Below are 19,706 nucleotides of genomic sequence, written 5' to 3' on the forward strand. Positions count from 1 at the left end.
TCCTTCGATCGCCCGGCTATTCCGGCTGGTAGCGCCGCATCAGCGCCTGCTGGGCGCTGATGCCCTCGGCCGAGACGCGCAGCGAGCGCCCGTCGGGGCCCAGCTGCCAGGCGTCCAGGCTGTCGTGCAGATAGGGTACCAGGGCCTCGTCGATCACGCGCTGGCGTAGCCGGGCGTCCAGCACCGGCCAGGCGACCTCGATGCGGCGGAACATATTGCGGCTCATCCAGTCGGCGCTGGACAGGTACAGAACTTCATCGGCTTCGCCGGCGCCCCAGCGGAAATAGCAGACCCGCGAATGCTCGAGAAAGCGGCCGACGACCGAGCGCACGACGATGTTGTCGCTGAGGCCCGGCAGGCCCGGCGGCAGCATGCAGGCGCCGCGCACGATCAGGTCGACGGTGGCGCCGGCCTGGGCCGCGCGCAGGATGGCGGCGATCAGCTCGGCATCGGTCAGCGCATTGATCTTGACGACCAGGCGCGCCGGCCGACCTTCGCGTGCCGCCTGCTCGACCTGGGCCAGGTGCTCCATCATGCGCTGGTGCATATTGAAGGGCGCCAGCAGCAGCCGGTGCAGCGCCTTCACGCTGCCCAGCGAGGCGAGCTGGCGGAACACCGTGTCGACGTCGGCGGTCAGCTCGCGGTCGGCGCTCAGATAGCCGATGTCGGTGTAGAAGCGCGCGGTGCGCGGGTTGTAGTTGCCGGTGGACAGATGCGCGTAGCGGCGCAGCCTGGAACGGCCCTCATGGCCCTCGCGCCGCGTCACCAGCAGCAGCTTGGCATGGGTCTTGTAGCCGACGATGCCGTAGACGACCTGCGCGCCGACCGCCTCCAGGCGCTCGGCCCAGTTGATATTGGCCTCCTCGTCGAAGCGCGCCTTCAGCTCGACGACGGCCATCACCTCCTTGCCGCGCCGCGCCGCCTCGATCAAGAGATCCATCAGCACCGACTGGCTGCCGGTGCGGTAGATGGTCTGCTTGATCGCCAGCACGTCCGGATCGTCGACCGCGTCGCGCAGAAACTGCACGACCGGATCGAAGCTCTCGAAGGGGTGGTGCAGCAGCACATCGCCCTTGCGCAGCTGCTCGAACATCGACTTGCCGCGCGGCAGCCGGCCCTGCGGCCAGACCGGCTCGTGCGGCGCGAAGCGCAGGCCCGGCGCCTCGGTCTGGTCGATCAGCTCGTTCAGCCGCACCAGATTGACCGGGCCGTTGACGCGGTACAGCGCCGCCTCCGGCAGGCCGAACTGCTCGAGCAGGAATTGCGACAGCTCCTGGGGACAGGTGTTGACCACCTCCAGCCGCACCGCGCGGCCGAAATGCCGCGTCGTCAGGCCCGAGCGCAGCGCATGGCGCAGATTGGCGATCTCCTCCTCCTCGACCTCCAGGTCGGAGTCGCGGGTGACGCGGAACTGCGAGAAGGCCTCGACCTTGCGGCCCGGGAACAGTTCCTCCAGATGGGCGCGGATCACGCTGGTCAGCAGCACGAAGGCCTGCCGCCCCTCGCTGATCTCGGCCGGCAGCCGGATCACCCGCGGCAGCACCCGCGGCACCTTGACGATGGCAATGCGGTTGTCGCGGCCGAAGGCGTCCTTGCCCGACAGCCGCGCGATGAAGTGCAGCGACTTGTTGGCCACCTGCGGGAAGGGGTGGGCCGGGTCCAGCCCTACCGGCACCAAGAGCGGCCGCACCTCGCGCTCGAAGAAGCGCTCGACCCAGCGCCGCTGCGCCTCCTTGCGGTCGGCGTGGTTGAGGATCACGATGCGCTGCTCGCCCAGCGCGGGCATGATCTGCTCGTTGAAGATCGCGTACTGCTCGTCGATCAGCGCATGGGCGGCGCGGCCGACGCGCTCGACGTCGGCATGGCTGACCAGGCGGTCCGGCCCGCGCGCGGCATCCAGCATGTCGGCAAAGCGCACCTCGAAGAACTCGTCCAGGTTCGAGGAGACGATGCAGACATAGCGCAGGCGCTCGAGCAGCGGCACGTCGGCCCGCTGCGCCTGCGCCAGCACCCGGCGGTTGAACTCCAGGATCGCCTGTTCGCGGTTGAGCAGGAAGGCCGCGGGGGCAGAGGCCGTTTGAGGGACAGACATCGAAGCATCTTATTCAAAGCGGATGACAGTCACGTGACTCGATAATCCCGGCCATGCACCTGATGATCCCCTACGCCAGCGCCGTCGACGAGGCCTGCGCCCACACCCTGGGCGACCTGCGCCTGCCGAATCTGGCCGCCGCGCTGGGCCTGCTGAAGGCCGCCGGCGCGCCGCTGGGCGAGGACGAATACAGCCTGAACACCCCCTTCGAGCTGGCGCTGGCCGCCCAGCGCGGTCACAGCGGCGGCGCCGCCGGCCCGCTGCCCACCGCCGCCTGGCTGGCCCGCGAGCAGGGTCTGGATGCGACCCTGCCCTGGGCGCTGCTGACGCCCATCCATCTGTCGGTCGGCAGCGATCAGGTGAGCGCGCTGGCGCCCGAGGCGCTGCGCCTGGACGCGGCCGAATCGCGCGCCTTCTTCGATTCGCTGGCCGAGCTGTGGCCGGCCGGCGAGGGCTGGCAGGCCCACTGGCTGGCGCCGACGCAATGGCTGCTGGGCCATGCGCGCTTTGCCGCCCTGCCCTGCGCCAGCCTGGACCGCGTCGTCGGCCGCAATGTCGAGGCCTGGAAGCCCGAGGCGCGCGCGCTGCGGACCTTGCAGAACGAGTTCCAGATGTTGCTGCACCGCAATCCGCTCAACGAGGCGCGCGAGGCGCGCGGCGAGCTGGCGCTGAACTCGGTCTGGATCAGCGGCTGCGGTCTGGCCAGCGGCGGTGCGCTGCCGGCCGAGCTGCGGATCGAGGCGGGCCTGCGGGAGCCGCTCTTGGCCGGCGACTGGGCCGCCTGGGCCGAGGCCTGGCGCGCGCTCGATGCCGGCCCGGTCGCGGATCTGCTGACGCGACTACGCGCCGGCGATGCGGCCGAGCTGACGCTTTGCGGCGAGCGCTTCGCCCAGGCCTACCGACTGCCGGCGCGCGGCGCGCTGCTGCGCGCCTGGCAAGGCCTGGCCCCGCCGCGCGCCGACACCGCCAAGACGCTGGGGGCCCTATGAGCAGCGCTGGGAGCGCAGGCCCGCAGATCCTGCTGCGCGATGTGCCGCCGCGCGCCGCCTGGGCGCTGGAGCAGGCGGGCCTGCCGCCGCTGCTGGCGCGGCTGTTTGCCGCCCGCGGCGTGCGCACGGCCGAGGAACTGGACGATGGCCTGGGCAAGCTGCTGCCGCCGGAGGGCCTGCGCGGCATCGCCGACGCCGCGCGCCTGCTGGCCGACGCGATCGAGGCCGGCGAGCGCATCTGCATCGTCGCCGACTACGACTGCGACGGCGCCACCGCCTGCGCGGTCGCCCTGCGCGGTCTGCGCATGCTGGGCGCGCGCGCGCCCGGCTATGTGGTGCCCGACCGCGCGGTCCATGGTTACGGCCTGACCCCGGCCATCGTCGAGCTGGCGCTGCAGTCCTCGGCCTCGGGCCGGCCCGATGTGCTGATGACGGTGGACAACGGCATCGCCAGCCTGGCCGGCGTCGCCCATGCGAAGTCGCTGGGCCTGAAGGTGCTGGTGACCGACCACCACCTGCCGGCCCTGGTGGGCGACGCGATCGAGCTGCCGGCGGCCGATGCGCTGGTCAACCCGAACCAGCCCGGCTGCAGCTTCGAGAGCAAGAACCTGGCCGGCGTCGGCGTCGCCTTCTATGTGCTGCTGGCGCTGCGCAGCGAGCTGCGCGCGCGCGGCCGCTTCGATGCGACGAATCAGCCGCGGCTGGACGGCCTGCTCGATCTGGTCGCGCTGGGCACGGTCGCCGACGTCGTCAAGCTCGACGCGAACAACCGTCGCCTGGTCGCCCAGGGGCTCAAGCGCATGCGCGCCGGCAAGGTGCAGCCGGGCATCGCCGCGCTGTTCGAGGCGGCCGGCCGCGACGCGACGCGCGCCAATGCCTTCGACCTCGGCTTCGCGCTGGGCCCGCGCATCAATGCGGCCGGCCGCCTGTCGGACATGACGCTGGGCATCGAATGCCTGGCCAGCGACGACGCCGAGCTGGCGCTGGCCTTGGCCAAGCAGCTCGACGCGATCAACCGCGAGCGGCGCGAGATCGAGGCCGATATGCGCGAGCAGGCGGAGCTCAAGCTCGACGCGCTGATGCCCGATGGCGACCCGCCCCCGGCGCTGGCTATCTTCGAGCCCGAGTTCCACGAGGGCGTGGTCGGCATCGTCGCCTCGCGGCTGAAGGAGCGCGTGCACCGGCCGACCTTCGTCTTCGCGCGCGGCGCCGACGGCCAGCTGAAGGGCTCGGGCCGCTCGATCCCGGGCTTCCATCTGCGCGACGCGCTGGACCTGGTGTCCAAGCGCCATCCGGACATCCTGAGCAAGTTCGGCGGCCATGCGATGGCCGCCGGCTGCACGCTTGCCGACGAGGCGGCCTTCGAGCGCTTCGACCGGGCGCTGCAGCAGGTCGCGCACGAATGGCTGGACGCGGCGGCGCTGACCCGCACCCTGCGCACCGACGGTCCGCTGCCCGAGGACGCGTTCAACCCGGCCGTCGTCGAACAGCTGGACGCGCAGGTCTGGGGCCAGGCCTTCGAGGCGCCGCTGTTCTGCGACACCGTCGAGGTGCTGAACCAGCGCATCGTCGGAGACAAGCACCTGAAGCTGCGGCTGCGCCAGGGCGGCGCGCTGCGCGACGCGATCTGGTTCGGCCACACCGAATCGCTGCCGGCGCAGGCACGCCTGGCCTACCGGCTCAGCCTGGACAGCTGGAACGGCCAGCAGCGGGTGCAGATGGTGGTCGAGGCGATGGAGCCGCTGGCCTAGGACGCCGCCGGTTTGGGCAGCGCATAGCGCAGCTCGACGAAGGCGCTGCCCCAGCGCTGCACCGAGATCAGCTGCAGCGGCGCGAAGGCGATGCGCCGCGGCAGCAGCGGCTGGCCCGCGCCCAGGGTCACCGGGCTGATCTGCACGATGAGCTCGTCCAGCAGGCCGGCATCGTGGAATTGCCCGACCAGTTCGCCGCCGCCGACCAGCCAGAGCTTGCGGCCCTGGGCGGCCCGGCTCATCTCCGCATGCACCGGCGCGACCGGGCCGCTGACGAAGCGGATGTGCAGCCTAGCCTATTGTTCAGCCGTAGCGATGGAAACCGTCGAAGTCCTGTTTGCCCAGCGCCAGTCCGCGAGCGCGCAGGATCGCGTAGGCGCAGCTCAGATGGAAGAAGAAGTTCGGCAGCGCATAGTGATGCAGGAACTCCACGGCCGGCAGCGCCAACTCGGCCTGGCCGGCGCGCTCGCGCAGCAGGCGGTCCGGCCCGGCCTCGAACTGCGCCGGGGCCAGGTCTTGCAGCAGCGCGATCGCGCGGGCGATGCGGTCGCGCAGGCCGTCGAAGCCGGACGGGAACTCGCCGAAGTCCGGCACCGGTTGGCCGGCGAGCGGAAAGCAGGCGCGCAAGGCGAAGTGCGCGGCGATCTGCACCTGGGACTCGAAGGGCAGCATGTCCGGCGCGAGCCGCGCCGCCAGCAGCACGGCCGCGTCGCCGGCAGCGGCCTCGGCAGCCTTGTCGACCAGGCCCGCCAGCCGGGGCAGATAGCGCAGAAAGACCGGCACCGAGCTTTCGTACAGAGGACAAGAGGGGCTGGACATCGGCAGGTGGTTCCGCGGCAAAGTGCGCCATTCTGATGGCCCGGCGGCCCGGGCGGCCCCGGCGCGTCGGCCGGATGCAACGTCGCATTGCGAACATTTGTGAATCGTGCGCAGCCCGCCCTGGTTCGCCCTAGGATGGAAGCCCATCGTCACTTTCTGGAGCGAGCCTCATGCGCATGATTTTGCTGCCCTTGATCGCCGTTGCGGCGGCTTTCCCCGCCTGGTCCGCCGATGCCCCGGCCGCATCCGCGCCCAGCCAGGAGCAGGTCATCGAGCAGTTCCGCAGCGATATGCAGGCCAAGCGCTCCGACATCATCGCCAAGAACCTGACCTTGACGGCCGACCAGGCCGCCAAGTTCTGGCCGCTGTTCGAGCAGTACCAGAAGGAGCAGAACGCCATCATCGAGGGCCAGCTGAAGGCGACCCAGCAATACGCGGACAAGTTCGACAAGCTCACCGACGCCGACTCGACCAACTATGTGAACGCACTGCTGACCCGCGATACGAAAATGCACGAGCTGCGCGTCAAGTGGCTGGCCAAGTTCAAGACCGTGGTGCCGGCCGGCGTGGCGGCACGCGTGATCCAGATCGACCGCCGGCTGAGCCTGCTGGCGCAGCTGCAGCTGTCCTCGCAGATTCCGCTGGTGCGCTGAGTCCCGGGGCGATTCGCGCCGCTGCCACCGACCCGCCGTTAAACTGGGCGGGTGAATGCCAACACCCCGCTCTCGAACGCGACCAACGCCGACCTGCATTGCCACTCCAAGGTGTCCGACGGCACGCTGGAGCCCGAGGCGCTAGCCGCGCGGGCCAAGGCTAATGGGGTCGAGCTGTGGGCGCTGACCGACCATGACGAGATCGGCGGCCAGCAGCGCGCGCTCGATGCGGCGCTGGCCCTAGGCCTGCCCTATCTGACCGGCTGCGAGGTCTCGGTCAGCTTCGCCGGCAAGGTCGTGCACATCGTCGGCCTGGGCTTCGATCATCGCGATCCGGCCCTCGTCGCCGGCCTGCGCGCGACGCGCGGCGGGCGCGAGCAGCGCGCGCGCGAGATGGCCGCCGGCCTGGCCCAGGTCGGCATCAGGGGCGCTTACGAGGGCGCGCTGCAGTACGTGGCCAATCCGGAGTTGATCTCGCGCACCCACTTCGCCCGCTTCCTGGTCGAGGCCGGCCATTGCAGCGATGTGTCGGAGGTGTTCCGCCGTTATCTGACCGAGGGCAAGCCCGGCTATGTCGAGCACCGCTGGGCGGGCCTGGGCGAGGCGGTCGGCTGGATCACCGCGGCCGGCGGCCAGGCGGTGATCGCGCATCCGGCGCGCTACAGCTTCACGCCGACCGAGGAATACGCGCTGATCACCGAGTTCATCGCCCATGGCGGGCGCGGCATCGAGGTCGTCACCGGCAGCCACTCGGCGGCCGACGCGCTCAAGTACGCCGAGACGGCGCTGGAGTTCGACCTGCTCGCCTCACGCGGCTCCGACTTCCACTCGCCCGAGGAGAGCCATACCGATCTCGGCCAGCTGGACCTGCTGCCGGGCCGGCTGACGCCGATCTGGCAGGCGCTGCAGGCACGCGTCCACCAGCCCGCGCACTGATGCAGAAGAACCGGCCCGGCCTGGGCATCCTGCTGGTGCTGCTGATGGTGAGCTGCTTCGCCAGCATGGACAGCACGATCCGCTATCTGGGCGCCTTCGTGCCGGTGCTGCTGATCCTCTGGGCGCGCTACGCCTTCCAGGCGCTGACGATGGCAATCTGGCTGGGTCTCAAGCAGCTGCGCGGTGGCACGGGCGCCTTCCGCAGCGCGCATCCGAAGTTCCAGCTGCTGCGCGGCGCCCTGCTGCTGGCGACCAGCGCAATGAGCTTCTACGGCGTGCAGCAGATGCCGGTGGCCGAGTTCACCGCGATCAATATGCTGACGCCGGTGCTGGTGACGCTCTTGGCCGCGCTGGTGCTGCACGAGCGCGTGCGGCCGCTGCGCTGGGCGCTGGTGGTCGGCGGCTTCGCCGGCGCGCTGATCGTGATCCGCCCCGGCAGCGGCCTGTTCGGCTGGGCCGTGCTGTTCCCGCTGGCCGGCGCGCTCTTCTATGCCTGCTTCCAGACCCTGACCAGCAGCCTGTCGGCGCTGGAGAATCCGTACACCACGCATTTCTACACCGGCCTGACCGGCGCGGCGCTGCTGACGCTGGCGCTGGCGCTGGGCCCCTACCGGCCGCTGCAGTTGCTGACCGCCGCGCCGGCCTGGCAACTGGGCCTGCTGGCCTTCATCGGCCTCTTGGGTACCGCCGGCCATCTGTTCCTGATCCTGGCCCTGGGCATGGCGCCGACCGGCACCCTGATGCCCTTCGTCTATGTGCAGATCGCCGTCGCCGCGGCGATCGGCTGGGTCGCCTTCGACCATGCGCCGGACGGCTATGCCTGGCTGGGCATGGCCGTGCTCTCGGCCAGCGGCGCCGCCTCGGCCTGGCTCAATGTGCGCGAGGCGCAGGCGCGCAACTCGGTCGTGCTGCAGGACACGATCGAAGACTAGGGCCTGTTAACACTACGGCAATAGGCCGCGTTGTGACCGACAGGGCCACTCGTCGTTGCAACGCTGGCCCGCACGCGAGTGCGGGCGGCGCGCTGCGCCTCGATTGGCCCGTTCTGGAGGGGCCTTCGCGACCCATTGCCGTAGTGTTAACAGGCCCCAGCGGCGGACCACCGGCCCGCCGCCGCGGCGATCAGGCGCGCCGCTGCCTGCGCGCCCGCAGGCCGACGGCGCCGAGACCGGCCAGCATCAGCGCCAGCGTCGCTGGCTCGGGCACCGCCGTCGGTACCGGAATGGCGCCCAGCGTCAGCAGCACCGGGTCGTGGTCGGACACCTGGTCGAGGTAGCCGGCGTTGACGTGCACGACGTCGTAGGCGAGATCGCCCTTGGCGAGCAGATTGGGCGAGACCCAGATATGGTCCAGCGCCTGCGCATTGCCCTCGAAAACATAGCTGTAGCGGTCGCCCGCATCCAGCGTGTTCGTCATATTGGTCAGCCCGGCGTCGTACAGCGGCTGCAGCGAGGCGGCGAACTGGAAGTCGTTGAAGTCGCCGGTCAGCACGATATTGGCGTGCGGGTTGATCGCCAGCAGCCCCTGGACGAAGCTGCCGAGCACCTGCGCCTGCTGCAGCCGCTGCGTCGCGGTGACCTCGTCGGGCGGCTGCCCGACGCCGAACAGCGGCGCGTCGCCGCCCTTGCTGTTGAAGTGGTTGGCGATGACGATGATCTGCTGGCCGTCGACGCTGAACTCGGTGACCAGCGGCTTGCGGCTGTTGGTCCAGGCCGGGTTGTTGGGGTCGACGCGGCCGGCACCCAGGTTCAGCACGATCTGGCCATTGGCGCCGGCCGTTGCCATGACATCCTGCAGCGCGCCGCCCACCATGCCCGCGAAGCTGACCCGCGCGCTGTCGTACATGAAGGCCTGGCGGATATTGCCGCCGCCCGCGCCGCCGTCAGCGTTGTTCACCGGGTCGACCGAGACCCACTTGTAGCTCTTGCCGGTAGCCGCATTCAGCGCACCGGCCAGGTTGTTCAGCGTGACGTCGGCGGCGACCGTGCCGTTGTTGGTCGTGCCGTTGTTGTCCTGGATCTCCTGCAGCGAAATGATCTGCGGCGCGCCGAGGCTGCCGGCGATCTGCCCGGCAATCTGCGTGAAGCGCGTCGTCGACGCATTGCCGGGCAGGTTCTCGACGTTGTAGCTGGCGATGCCGAAGCGGCCGGGGGCAATCGCCGCCGTCTCCTTCGGCAGGTTGTTGCTGACCAGCGTGGCGCCCTCGGTCAGCAGCAGCCGGTAGTTGGCGAAGCTGTAGTCGATGACGCCGGTGATGTTGTCGATGCGCGCCCCGGCGCTGACCGTCGGCGCCGCGGTGATGCGGTTATCGATCATGATGCGCTGGCCGTTGAAGTTGCCCGCACTCAGCACCGCCGGCACTCGCGAGCCGGCGGGCACCTGCTGCGAGGACACGACGAAGGTGTCGCCGCTCGCGGTCTGGCCGCTGGCGATGGCCGAGGGCAGCGCCACGCGCATGCCCTCGAGCGACTCGTAGAAGTCCATGCTGTAGAGATTGGGCTGCAGCAGGTAGCCCGGCGCCGTCTCCATATTGCCGATCTTCGGCGCGATCGCGCTGGGCGGCAGGAAGCCGGGGCCGATGACGCGCGCCGCCGGCAGCGCGTTGCCGGTGGACAGCACCGTCACCGCCGCGCCGGCGATGCCGCTGCTGGCATTGATCTCGGTCAGCGTCAGGTTCAGCGGATCGCCGCCGGGGCGGAACTCGACGAGCCGGCCGGAGACGCTGACCGCCGAGCCGACGAGCGGCTTGCTGGCCGAGCTGCGGAAGATGTAGATCGCGTCGCTGGTCAGCGCATTGCCGTCGCCGGCATCCTGGATCCAGAAGCCGTTGTTGTCGCGCGCGGTGACGATACCGAGGATGCCGGCGACATCGGTGTTGTTGTAGGGGCTGAGGTGCGAGCTGCCCTGCAGCGCGCCGATCAGCTGCGCCTGCGCGGCGGCGCCGGCCAGCAGCAGCGGAAAGGCTGCGAGCATGGCGCGCGGCAGCAACTTGAGAGGATTGTCCTTGCTCATGTCGGCGTCTCCCTTCAGCCGCGGCGACGTGCGATGAAGCCGATCGCCGACAGGCCGGCGAGCATCAGGGCCCAGCTGGTCGGCTCGGGCACCGGCGTCAGCATCACGCTGAAGTTGTCGATGCGGTCGGTGCCGCCGGTGGCGACGGTGCCGCCCGCGGCCGAAATCGTCGTCGTGTCGATCAGGCGCAGGGTGACCACGGCCTGATTGTCAAGCGCAGCAATCGCCGACAGGTTGTGCGTGAAACTGTCCAGGCCGGTCGGCGAAGCGCTGCTCCAGGCCGGCGACGCGTTGGAGCGGACCGAGTAGCTCGCGAAATCGGTGAAGCTCGTACCGTTCGTGCTGTAGGCCAGCTTGAAGTCGCGCGGCCCGGTGCCGCTGCTGATCTGGTCGAAGCTGACGCGCAGATCGGCATAGCCCAGCGTGCTGAAGCTGAACTGCCAGTAGTCGCCGACGCCCCAGGTGTTGGCGCTCAAGGCATTGGCCGAGCCGTTGCCGGCCGGCGTCGTCCAGTCGCTCGCGGCGCTCGCATGCAGCCCGCTGGCCGTGCCGCTGCCGAGCGAGGCCGCCACCGCCGGCGAGGCGGCCGAGTCGCTGAGATCGGCCGGTGTGGTCGCGCCTTCGAAGTCCCATTGCACGACGGTGGCGGCGTGGGCGGGCAGCACGGCGGCGATCAGGGCGGATGCGAAAAGAGACTTCTTCACGGGTGTCCTCCGGGGGGCGGGTATTGATGGAAAATGACCGCAGCGGCGCGTTCGGCGCCGCACGATGGCACCCTAGGCGCCATGCATGAATCGTCCGTGACATAAGGCACATCTGGCCGCCCTCGGCACCCGCGAATCGGGGACGGGTTAGCGCCCTACACCCCGTGCCAGAAAGCATGTTATTGCCGTCGCCATGATCTGTTAGGGCCGCGCGCCGCGCCGGCGTCGAAGCTGGCGCCGCCCTTACCCTAAGATGGGCCATGGCCCAGCTCTTCGAAGTCCACCCCGACAATCCGCAGCCGCGCTTCCTGAAGCAGGCGGCGCAGATCCTGCAAGGCGGCGGCATCGCGGCGATCCCGACCGATTCCAGCTATGCGCTGGTCTGCCGGCTCGACGACAAGGCGGCGGCCGAGACGCTGCGGCGCATCCGCGGCGTCGATGACAAGCATCACCTGACCCTGATGTGCCGCGACCTCAGCGAGCTGGCCAGCTATGCGCGGGTCGACAACAAGCAGTACCGGCTGCTGAAGGCGGCCACGCCGGGCGCCTTCACCTTCATCCTCGAGGCAACCAAGGAGGTGCCGCGCCGCGTCTCGCATCCCTCGCGCCGCACGATAGGCCTGCGCGTTCCCGACCACCGCGTCACGCAGGAGCTGCTGGCCCTGTTCGGCGAGCCGCTGCTGGCGACGACCCTGATCCCGCCCGGCGAGGACGAGCCGCTGAACGACGCCGACGAGATCTCGGCGCGCTACGACAAGCTCCTGCAGCTGATCGTCGATGCCGGCGCCTGCCCGCGCAAGCCAACGACGGTGATCGACCTGACCGAGGACGAACCGCGCATCGTGCGCTTCGGCTGCGGCGACCCGGCTAGCCTGGGGCTGCGGCTGGGTGATGCGGGCTGAGGGCCTCCAGGAGCCCCGGCACATCGAAGCCGACCAGGGTCTGGCCGCGCACCAGCATCATCGGCGTGCCGCGCGCGCCATGCGCCTCGTAGGCGGCGCGGCAGGCCGCGTCGGTCTCGATGAAGCAGGCGCGGTAGGGCACATGCTGGGCATCGAGCCAGTGGCGGGCGCGCACGCAGTAGAGGCAGTTCTCCGAGGACAGCATGACGATGTCGCCGGGTCGCACGCGTTCGCGTAGCGCCTGCCCTTGGGCATCGGCACCCCAGATGCGCAGCAGCTGGCTGCTGCCGAACACGACGGCGGCGATCAGGACCACCGTCAGCAGACTGCGTTGTCGTTCGTTCAGATACATGCCGGGCCTCGCTGGCGATGGCTCGCTATACCGGCGCTGGGTTCGAGCGTCGCTCTGATTCTCCGCTCAAACCGCTGCGGTGACGACGATCTCGATCTTCCACTCCGGCCGGGCCAGGCTGGCCTCGACGGTGGCGCGCGGCGGCGCATTGCCGGGCGCGACCCAGGCGTCCCAGGCGGCGTTCATGCCGGCGAAATCGGCCAGGTCCTTGATGAAGACCTGGGCCATCAGGATCTTGCTCTTGTCGGTGCCGGCGCGGGCCAGCAGCTTGTCGATCGCGGCCAGCACCTGGGCCGTCTGGCCGGTGATGTCCAGGCTGCCGTCCTCGGGCACCTGGCCGGCCAGATAGGCGACGCCGTTGTAGACGGCCATTTCGGAGATGCGGGCGCCGACGTCGAAACGTTGCACATTGCTCATGATCAGGAACCTTTCTTCTTCGGATGTTTGTGCGAATGGCCGCGCGCATTGGCGGCCTGCGGGCCATGCGGATGCTTCTTGCTGCTGCCGGCCGGCGGCGTGCCGGCGCCGGCGGCCGCCTTCTGGCCGATCTTGCTCTCGGTGCCCTTGAGCAGCTTCCTGATATTGCCGGCATGGCGCCAGACCAGCAGCAGGCCCATCAGCACCAGCACGCCGACGATGGGGCCCGGGCCCCAGATCAGCATCTCGTAGAAGGGCGCAAAGGCGGCGGCCACGATGGCGGCCAGCGAGGAGTAGCGCGAGAAATAGGCAATGATCAGCCAGGTCGCCAGGGTCGCCAGGCCCAGCAGCGGGTTCAGCGCCAGGATCACGCCGGCCGCCGTCGCCACGCCCTTGCCGCCCTCGAAGCGAAAGAACACCGGCCACAGATGACCGAGGAAGGCCGCCAGGCCGACCAGCGCCGCCGTGCCCTCGCCCAGGCCGAAACGCGGGCCAAAGACCAGCACCAGCAGCACCGGCACATAGCCCTTCAGCGCATCGAAGACTAGGGTCAGGATCGCGGCCCTCTTATTGCCCGAGCGCAGCACATTGGTGGCGCCGGGATTGCCCGAGCCGTAGCTGCGCGGATCCGACAGGCCCATCGCGCGGCTGATGATGACGGCGAAGGACAGCGAGCCGATCAGATAGCCGGCGATGGCCGCCAGCAGGGGGAGGAGAGTGTCTTGCATGGGGCGCTATTGTGGCCGCATTGGCCGCTGTCGCTGCCCCCGGACTATTCCGCGCTTGCGCAGCTGACCGGGCGTGCCTGCAGCAACTCGGGCAGCAGCTTCGGATCGATACCGACCAGGAAGCCGCGCCGCCCGCCATTGATGCAGATGCTCGCCAGCTCCAGGATCGTCGCCTCGACATAGACCGGCATCGGCTTGCGGGTGCCGAAGGGCGAGGTGCCGCCGACCAGATAGCCGCTGTGGCGCTGCGCGACCTCGGGCTTGCAGGGCTCGACCTTCTTGCAGGGGATCTGCCGCGCCAGCTCCTTCAGGCTGACCTGGCGATCGCCATGCATCAGCACGATCAGCGGCTGGGCGCGCTCGTCCTGCATCACCAGGGTCTTGACGACCTGATGCTCGGGCACGCCCAGCTGGCGCGAGGATTCGGCCGTGCCGCCGTGCTCCACATAGTCGTAGACATGCTCGCTGAAGGCGATCTGGTGCTGGCGCAGGAACTGCGTGGCCGGCGTCTCGCTGACATGGGCTGGTTTCTTGGACATGGGCGGATTCTCGCCCAGCCCTGCCCGGCCGCTGCGCTACCTGACGTAGTCGTACAGCGGCTTGCCCTTGTCGACGATGTGCACGGTCAGCAGCTTCAGCGGGCTGTCGCCGACGACGGTGAAGCCGCCATGCTTGATGTCGCGCAGATTGAGCGAGGTCAGGCCGGTCGGCAGCAGCATCGGTTCCTTGCCCGGCGACTGCACCTGCGCGCCCTGCAGCACATGAAAGGCCTCGATGCCATGGTGGGTGTGCAGGCTGGAGCTCTCGCCCGGCTTGATCTCGACGATGGAGGCGATCACCTCCATATTCGGCGCGCCGCTGAGATCGGCGCGCTGCTTCTCGGCGCGGTTGGGCGAGTCGGTCGAGGTCTGCGCGCTCAGGCCGGTCGCGAGCCCGAGGGCAAAGACCAGCAAGGCGAATGAGGTGCGAAGCATCAGGGGCTTGAGGTTCACCGGCGTCTCCTGCGCGCTTGTCGATGATTGCGCGGCGCGGCCACTATGCGGGGCCGGGCCGGCCGGGTCAATCACCCGCTTTTCAAGACCCCATCACTGCGCCGGATCGCGGATCTCCCAGCGGATGCGGTCGATCTCGGCCAGCAGCTCCGGGCTCAGCCGGCGGCCGAAGGCGGCGATGTTCTCGTCCAGCTGCGCGCGATCGGTGATGCCGATGATGGTGCTGGCGGTCAGCCAGCGGCCGTCGACCCAGGCCAGCGCCATCGCGGCCGGCGTCAGGCCATGGTCGCGCGCCAGCTGGTTGTAGCGGCGCGCGGCGGCCAGGGTCTCGGGCCGCGCCCAGCGCTGCTTCTTCATCGATTCGAACAACGACAGCCGCCCCGGCCGCGCCGGATCGGCCAGACCCAGTGCGTCGTACTTACCGCTGAGCGTACCGAAGCCCAGCGGCGAATAGGCCAGCAGCGAGACCTGGTGGCGGTGCAGCGCCTCGTCCAGGCCGTTGTCGGGCACGCGGTTGACGAGGCTGTAGGCGTTCTGCACCGAGACGATGCGCGGCAGCCCCTGCTGCTCGGCCAGGCGCACGAACTCGGCCACGCCATAGGGCGTCTCGTTGGACAGGCCGATATGGCGGACCTTGCCGGCCTCGACCAGGCGGGCCAGCGCCTGCAGCTGTTCCTCGATCGGCGTCACTGCCTGCTCCCTGGCCGGATCGAAGTACTGGCCGCCGAACATCGGCACATGGCGGTTCGGCCAGTGGATCTGGTACAGGTCAATGAAGTCGGTGCGCAGCCGGCGCAGGCTGTCCTCGCAGGCGGCGATGATGTCGGCCGCGCGCAGGTCGGCGCTGCCCGCGCGTATCCAGTCATAGCCGCGCGAGGGGCCGCTGACCTTGCTGGCCAGCACCAGCTGCTCGCGCCGGCCCGGGCGGGCGGCCAGCCAGCGGCCGATCAGCGCCTCGGTCTCGCCGAAGGTCGCCGAGCGCGCCGGCACCGGGTACATCTCGGCCGTGTCGATGAAGTTGATGCCGCTGGCCACCGCGTGATCGAGCAGGGCCTGCGTCGCCGCCTCGTCGACCTGCTCGCCAAAGGTCATCGTGCCCAGGCAGATGCGGCTGACGCGCAGCGCCGAGCGCCCCAGGGTTGTGAATTCCATGCTTGTGTTCTCCGGGCCCCGCGCGCGAAGCCCCACTGTTTTTGTCCGGCCGCCAGTGTGCCGGAAGCCGCCTCGGCCGTCCGATGCTCGGGCAAACATTGCGCTTTACATCTATTTTTTATTGTTTTACATTAATTTTTCAAGAACCGAGGAAAGTGCAGTCCGTGTCCAGCAGCAACCCCCTCATCGATCCCGCCGGCCTGCAGCGCATCCGGCGTCTGGCCTGGCTGGTGCGGCTGCTGAGCCTCGTCGGCGTGGCCGGCGTGCTGCTGCTGCCGCTGCTGTTCTGGAGCCAGCCCGACTGGGTGGCCAGCGTGGCACGCAGGGAATGGGGGCTGACGACCCTGCAGCTGGACGGCGGCGCCCGGCTCGGTGGCCTGGCCGCCACGGCGCTGCCGGCCGGCTGCGCGCTGGCCGCGATCTGGCAGATCTGGCGTCTGTTCGGCTGCTATGGGCGCGGCGAGCTGCTGGCACCGCGGCCGGCCCGCCATCTGCACCGGCTGGGCCTGGCCCTGGTCGCCTTGGCCTTCGCGATGCCGGTCGCCCACACGCTGAATGTGCTGGCCCTGACCCTGGGCAATCCGCCCGGGCAGCGCATGCTGACCTTCGGCCTGTCGTCCATGCACTACCTCAGCCTGCTGTTCGGCCTGATGCTGCTGGCCCTCGCCGCGGTGATGCAGGAAGCGGCGCGCGTCGCCGACGAGAACGCGGAATTCATCTAAGCCATGCCCATCGTCGTCACCCTCGATGTGATGCTGGCGCGGCGCAAGATGCGCTCGCGCGAGCTGGCCGAGCGCATCGGCATCAGCGAGCCGAATCTCTCGCTGCTGAAATCGGGCAAGGTGCGGGGCATCCGCTTCGAAACCCTGGCCCGCATCTGCGCGGTGCTGCAATGCCAGCCCGGCGATCTGCTCGGTTTCGAGCCGGGGCCGGAGCCGGCGGGGGACGAGGCCGATGGCGATGCCTAGGCCGGGCCGCGCGCTGCTCTTCCTGCTGCTGGCGCTGCTGCATCTGGGCCTGGGCTGGGCGCTGCTGGGACGAGCGCGGCCCGCCGCGCCGCAGCCGATGGCGCGTGGCGCTGAATTGCGGCTGATCGCGCAGCCGGCGCTGCGGCCGGCGCTGAGCAGCACGGCCCCGGCGCGGCCGGCGCCGGGCCCAACGCCGGTTCGGCGGCTGGACCGCGCGCCGCCGCCGACCGCGCCGGTCACGAACGAGGCCGAAGCGCCTGCGCCGCAGGCGATCACCCTGCCGCCGCCAGCGCCACCGCGCGGCGAATCGCTGCTGAACAGCGAGGCGACCCGGCGCGCGCTGCGCGAGGCCGCGCGCGCACCGCTGCTGTCCGAGCGCGCCGCCTCGGCCATGGGCGACGGCGCGCCGCTGCGGCCCGAGGAGAAGCTGGGCCGCCAGGTGCAGCAGGCCGCGACGACCGATTGCCTGAAGGGCGAGTTCGCCGGCGCCGGCATGGGCCTCTTGAGCCTGCCCTTCTGGGCACTGGCCGAGGCGCGCGGCAAATGCCGGCGCTGAGGGACGGGATGAAGAAGCAAAGAAGGAAACCGATGGATCACCGATACCTGCTCGCCTGCGCGCTGCTGGCGACGCTGCCCGCCCATGCCGCCGATGCGCCGCCCGCCGTCGAGCAGCTCGACACCGTCAGCGTGTCCGGCCTGCGGCGCGATGCCGGCCTGATTCCCTACGGCCGCATCAACGAGCTGCTGCAGGGCCTGCAGACCCATGGCCAGGGCCTGTTCCGCATGGAGTTCCGGCTCAAGACCAGCGATCCGGCCCGGCCGCTGCCTCCAACCAAGCTGGCCATCCAGCACGAGGAGCAGTACATCGCGATCCCGGTACAGGCGGACGGGCTGTTCGAGCTGCCCATCCTGCCGCAGCAGCAGGCCAAGGAGGCCGATCTGGCGATCAACCAGCCCAAGGGCAGCATGGCGGTCCAGGGCACGCTGCTGCTGACGAGCAAGCCGAGCGAACTCGATATGGCGACCGTGCGCCGCATCATGGCCGTCGCCGGCAAGCTGCGCAGCGAGCTGCTGCCCTGGTATCTGCGCTGGCTGTTCCCGCAGATCGAGGGCGTGCGCGTCTGCAGCGCCGAGCCGGCCTGGCAGCTGCAATGGCAGGAACAGGGCCAGCTCCTCGGCCTGCCGCTGACGGCCGATGCCAAGGACCGCGATCCGGACACCCCCAAGGGCGCCGCCAGCAAGCCCTGCGCAACGCTGACCGGCGAGGAGCGCTGGCCCGATGCGGCCCGGCTGGTGGCGCCGACCGACGCGAAGCTCAGCGTGCGGCTGCGGAAATAGACAGCTAGGCCAGCACGCCGCGCGCGCGGGCGCGCTCTTCCTCCTGCAGGCGCAGCACGCGGCGCTGCAGCTTGCCGGTGGTCGTCATCGGCAGGGCCTCGATGAACTCGATCTCCTTCGGGTACTCGTAGGGTGCCAGCCGGTCCTTCACATGGGCCTGCAGCTCGGCCACCAGCGCCTTCGTGCCCTCGAAGCCGGGCGCCAGCACGATATAGGCCTTGACCAGGGCGCCACGCTCGGCATCGGGCTTGGGCACGACGGCCGCATTGGCGACCGCCGCATGCTTGATCAGGCAGTTCTCGATCTCGCTGGGGCCGATGCGGTAGCCGGCCGCCTTGAACACATCGTCGCTGCGGCCCTGGTACCAGAGATAGCCGTCGGTGTCCTGCACCGCCATATCGCCGGTGCGGCACCAGCTGTCCGGCAAGGCGCCGGGCAGCCCCAAGCCTTGCTCACCCCCTTGGGGGGCGGCAAGCGCCTGCGCTTGCCCGGGGGCCTGGCCCGGATCGCCGCTGAACTTGGCGCGCGTCGCGTCGGGCCGGTTCCAGTAGCCGAGGAAGAAGATCGGATCGGGCGCGCCATGCACATCGCGGCGGTGCACGGCCACGTCGCCGGCCACGCCCGGGGGACAGGGCTTGCCCTCGTCGTCGATGACGGCGACGCGATGGCCCGGGTAGGCGCGGCCCATGCTGCCCGGCCGCGCCGGCCAGAGCCGGCTGCAGTTGCCGACGATGTAGTTGATCTCGGTCTGGCCGAACATCTCGTTGACCGTGATGCCCAGTTCCTGCTCGCAATAGGCAAACACCGCGTCGCCGACCGCCTCGCCGGCGCTCATGATGGCCTGCAGCCTCAGGGTCGGGTATTGCTCGCGCGGCCGCGGCAGCGCCTTCATCATCGCCTTCAGCGCGGTCGGGAACAGAAAGCTGTGCGTGACGCCATGGCTCTGCATCAGCTCGAAGGCCTTGTCCGGCGCGAAGCGGCCCTGGTAGGCGACGATGGGCCGGCCGAAGTACAGGGTCGGCAGCAGGGCATCCATCAGGCCGCCGGTCCAGGCCCAGTCGGCCGGGCTCCAGAACACCGCCTCGCTGGGCTTGCCGGGATCGAAGGGATCGAAGCCGAACCAGTTCTGGCTGGCGACGAAGCCGCTCAGATTGCCGATCAGCGCCCGCTGCGGCAGCAGCGCGCCCTTGGGGGGGCCGGTCGTGCCGCTGGTGTAGATCAGGATCGCCGCCTCCTCGGCCTTGGTCTTGACCGCGGTGAAGCGCGCATCCTCGGCCTGCAGCGCGGCCATCCAGCCGATCTCGTCCTCGCCCTCGGCGCCGCATTCGCCGACGACGATCAGCCGCCGCAGCGCCGGGCAGCGCTCGCGCACGCCGCGCAAGGCCGGGAGCGCCGCACACTCGACCAGGGCCAGCACCGCGCCGCTGTCCTGCAGCCGGTATTCGAGCGCCTCCGGGCCGAACAGCATCGACAAGGGCATCGCGACGGCGCCGAGCTGCTGGATCGCGATATGGGCGACGGCCGTCTCGAAGCGCTGCGGCAGCACGATGGCGACCCGATCGCCGCGCTGCACGCCCTGGCGGCGCAAGGCATTGGAGAGCCGGTTGGCAGCGCGCTGCAGCTGGCCGTAGCTGTAGTGTGCGCGGCAGCCGCTGTCGCTCTCGAAGGCGATCGCCAGTGCATCGGGCCGCTCATGCGCCCAGCGGCCGCAGCAAACCTCGGCGATATTGAATTCGGCTGGCACCTGCCAGCGGAAGGCCGCGTGCAGGGCCGCGTAGACATCCTCGGTACCGCCAGCTTCTTGCAGCGCCATCGGGCCGCTCCTCGCTCATCGCTCTATGGGACCGAACATCCTAGCCAGCGCCCTGCCCGGCGGCCTCATGGATTCCCCGCACATTTCT

The 19,706-nt window shown here is 70.0% G+C and carries 22 protein-coding genes; 10 read left to right on the forward strand and 12 right to left on the reverse strand.

The genetic code is table 11. From position 1 onward, the window contains the following. Window positions 1–16 precede the first annotated feature (16 nt). The gene (ppk1, locus tag QWJ38_RS10580) at window positions 17–2,092 is read right to left on the reverse strand and encodes a polyphosphate kinase 1 (protein ID WP_290359049.1); all 2,076 of its coding nucleotides are present in this window, start codon (window positions 2,090–2,092) and stop codon (window positions 17–19) included. 53 nt (window positions 2,093–2,145) lie between these two features. Between ppk1 and QWJ38_RS10585 the strand changes: the two genes are divergently transcribed. Together QWJ38_RS10585 and recJ are read left to right on the forward strand one after the other, a co-directional pair. Next, complete coding sequence (locus QWJ38_RS10585; RefSeq protein ID WP_290359050.1) at window positions 2,146–3,081, forward strand: hypothetical protein; 936 nt, start codon at window positions 2,146–2,148, stop codon at window positions 3,079–3,081. Beyond that, entirely contained in the window at window positions 3,078–4,832 is a 1,755-nt protein-coding gene (gene recJ / locus QWJ38_RS10590; protein WP_290359051.1) for a single-stranded-DNA-specific exonuclease RecJ, read from the forward strand. Before QWJ38_RS10585 ends, recJ begins: the two co-directional genes overlap by 4 nt. Here the strand turns inward: recJ and QWJ38_RS10595 are convergent. After that, window positions 4,829–5,074: a dihydrofolate reductase family protein gene (locus QWJ38_RS10595; RefSeq protein WP_290359052.1), complete on the reverse strand. Its 246-nt coding sequence runs from the start codon at window positions 5,072–5,074 to the stop codon at window positions 4,829–4,831. The genes recJ and QWJ38_RS10595 overlap by 4 nt on opposite strands. Window positions 5,075–5,135: 61 nt before the next feature. Beyond that, window positions 5,136–5,651 (reverse strand): DUF1993 domain-containing protein, encoded by a 516-nt coding sequence (locus QWJ38_RS10600; protein ID WP_290359053.1) that lies wholly within the window; start codon window positions 5,649–5,651, stop codon window positions 5,136–5,138. A gap of 170 nt (window positions 5,652–5,821) precedes the next feature. Between QWJ38_RS10600 and QWJ38_RS10605 the strand changes: the two genes are divergently transcribed. From QWJ38_RS10605 to QWJ38_RS10615, 3 genes are read left to right on the forward strand one after another with little or no spacing between them, the layout of a single operon-like run. Further along, window positions 5,822–6,304, forward strand: coding sequence for a hypothetical protein (locus QWJ38_RS10605; protein WP_290359054.1), 483 nt, complete (start codon window positions 5,822–5,824; stop codon window positions 6,302–6,304). A 51-nt stretch (window positions 6,305–6,355) separates the two neighbouring features. Continuing rightward, the gene (locus QWJ38_RS10610) at window positions 6,356–7,240 is read left to right on the forward strand and encodes a 3',5'-nucleoside bisphosphate phosphatase (RefSeq protein WP_290359055.1); all 885 of its coding nucleotides are present in this window, start codon (window positions 6,356–6,358) and stop codon (window positions 7,238–7,240) included. Further along, on the forward strand, window positions 7,240–8,172 hold the full coding sequence (locus tag QWJ38_RS10615) for a DMT family transporter (RefSeq protein WP_290359056.1): 933 nt from the start codon (window positions 7,240–7,242) through the stop codon (window positions 8,170–8,172). The genes QWJ38_RS10610 and QWJ38_RS10615 overlap by 1 nt, the downstream gene beginning before the upstream one ends. Before the next feature lie 190 nt (window positions 8,173–8,362). Here the strand turns inward: QWJ38_RS10615 and QWJ38_RS10620 are convergent, their stop codons facing one another. Both QWJ38_RS10620 and QWJ38_RS10625 read right to left on the reverse strand, forming a co-directional pair. Then, on the reverse strand, window positions 8,363–10,252 hold the full coding sequence (locus QWJ38_RS10620) for a DUF8508 domain-containing protein (RefSeq protein ID WP_290359057.1): 1,890 nt from the start codon (window positions 10,250–10,252) through the stop codon (window positions 8,363–8,365). Window positions 10,253–10,266: 14 nt separating this feature from the next. Further along, a complete protein-coding gene (locus QWJ38_RS10625; protein WP_290359058.1) occupies window positions 10,267–10,956 on the reverse strand; it encodes a PEPxxWA-CTERM sorting domain-containing protein in 690 nt (229 codons plus the stop codon). A gap of 260 nt (window positions 10,957–11,216) precedes the next feature. Here QWJ38_RS10625 and QWJ38_RS10630 point away from each other — a divergent pair, with 260 nt between their 5' ends. Then, window positions 11,217–11,858, forward strand: coding sequence for an L-threonylcarbamoyladenylate synthase (locus QWJ38_RS10630; RefSeq protein WP_290359059.1), 642 nt, complete (start codon window positions 11,217–11,219; stop codon window positions 11,856–11,858). Here the strand turns inward: QWJ38_RS10630 and QWJ38_RS10635 are convergent. The 6 genes from QWJ38_RS10635 to QWJ38_RS10660 all read right to left on the reverse strand — a co-directional run bounded on the left by QWJ38_RS10635 (window position 11,824) and on the right by QWJ38_RS10660 (window position 15,499). Further along, a complete protein-coding gene (locus QWJ38_RS10635) occupies window positions 11,824–12,210 on the reverse strand; it encodes a glutaredoxin family protein (RefSeq protein ID WP_290359060.1) in 387 nt (128 codons plus the stop codon). The two genes, QWJ38_RS10630 and QWJ38_RS10635, sit on opposite strands and share 35 nt — an antisense overlap. Window positions 12,211–12,276: 66 nt before the next feature. Beyond that, the gene (locus QWJ38_RS10640; protein ID WP_290359061.1) at window positions 12,277–12,627 is read right to left on the reverse strand and encodes a RidA family protein; all 351 of its coding nucleotides are present in this window, start codon (window positions 12,625–12,627) and stop codon (window positions 12,277–12,279) included. 2 nt (window positions 12,628–12,629) lie between these two features. Further along, a complete protein-coding gene (gene plsY, locus QWJ38_RS10645) occupies window positions 12,630–13,355 on the reverse strand; it encodes a glycerol-3-phosphate 1-O-acyltransferase PlsY (protein ID WP_290359062.1) in 726 nt (241 codons plus the stop codon). Between the two features lie 44 nt (window positions 13,356–13,399). Next, window positions 13,400–13,894: a Cys-tRNA(Pro) deacylase gene (gene ybaK, locus QWJ38_RS10650; RefSeq protein ID WP_290359063.1), complete on the reverse strand. Its 495-nt coding sequence runs from the start codon at window positions 13,892–13,894 to the stop codon at window positions 13,400–13,402. 36 nt (window positions 13,895–13,930) lie between these two features. Further along, window positions 13,931–14,347, reverse strand: a complete 417-nt coding sequence (locus QWJ38_RS10655) for a cupin domain-containing protein (RefSeq protein WP_290359064.1) — start codon at window positions 14,345–14,347, stop codon at window positions 13,931–13,933. Window positions 14,348–14,440: 93 nt separating this feature from the next. Then, entirely contained in the window at window positions 14,441–15,499 is a 1,059-nt protein-coding gene (locus QWJ38_RS10660; protein ID WP_290359065.1) for an aldo/keto reductase, read from the reverse strand. A 164-nt stretch (window positions 15,500–15,663) separates the two neighbouring features. Between QWJ38_RS10660 and QWJ38_RS10665 the strand changes: the two genes are divergently transcribed. From QWJ38_RS10665 to QWJ38_RS10680, 4 genes are read left to right on the forward strand one after another with little or no spacing between them, the layout of a single operon-like run. Next, a complete protein-coding gene (locus tag QWJ38_RS10665) occupies window positions 15,664–16,221 on the forward strand; it encodes a DUF2975 domain-containing protein (protein ID WP_290359066.1) in 558 nt (185 codons plus the stop codon). Between the two features lie 3 nt (window positions 16,222–16,224). Continuing rightward, a complete protein-coding gene (locus tag QWJ38_RS10670; RefSeq protein WP_290359067.1) occupies window positions 16,225–16,467 on the forward strand; it encodes a helix-turn-helix domain-containing protein in 243 nt (80 codons plus the stop codon). Next, a complete protein-coding gene (locus QWJ38_RS10675; protein WP_290359068.1) occupies window positions 16,454–17,023 on the forward strand; it encodes a hypothetical protein in 570 nt (189 codons plus the stop codon). Before QWJ38_RS10670 ends, QWJ38_RS10675 begins: the two co-directional genes overlap by 14 nt. A gap of 32 nt (window positions 17,024–17,055) precedes the next feature. Next, a complete protein-coding gene (locus tag QWJ38_RS10680) occupies window positions 17,056–17,805 on the forward strand; it encodes a hypothetical protein (RefSeq protein WP_290359069.1) in 750 nt (249 codons plus the stop codon). A gap of 4 nt (window positions 17,806–17,809) precedes the next feature. Here QWJ38_RS10680 and QWJ38_RS10685 read toward each other — a convergent pair whose 3' ends face one another. Further along, complete coding sequence (locus QWJ38_RS10685) at window positions 17,810–19,618, reverse strand: acetate--CoA ligase (RefSeq protein WP_290359070.1); 1,809 nt, start codon at window positions 19,616–19,618, stop codon at window positions 17,810–17,812. Window positions 19,619–19,706: the final 88 nt, after the last annotated feature.

The organism is Roseateles violae (genome assembly GCF_030410485.1).
GTDB classification, from domain to species: Bacteria; Pseudomonadota; Gammaproteobacteria; order Burkholderiales; family Burkholderiaceae_C; genus Roseateles_D; species Roseateles_D violae.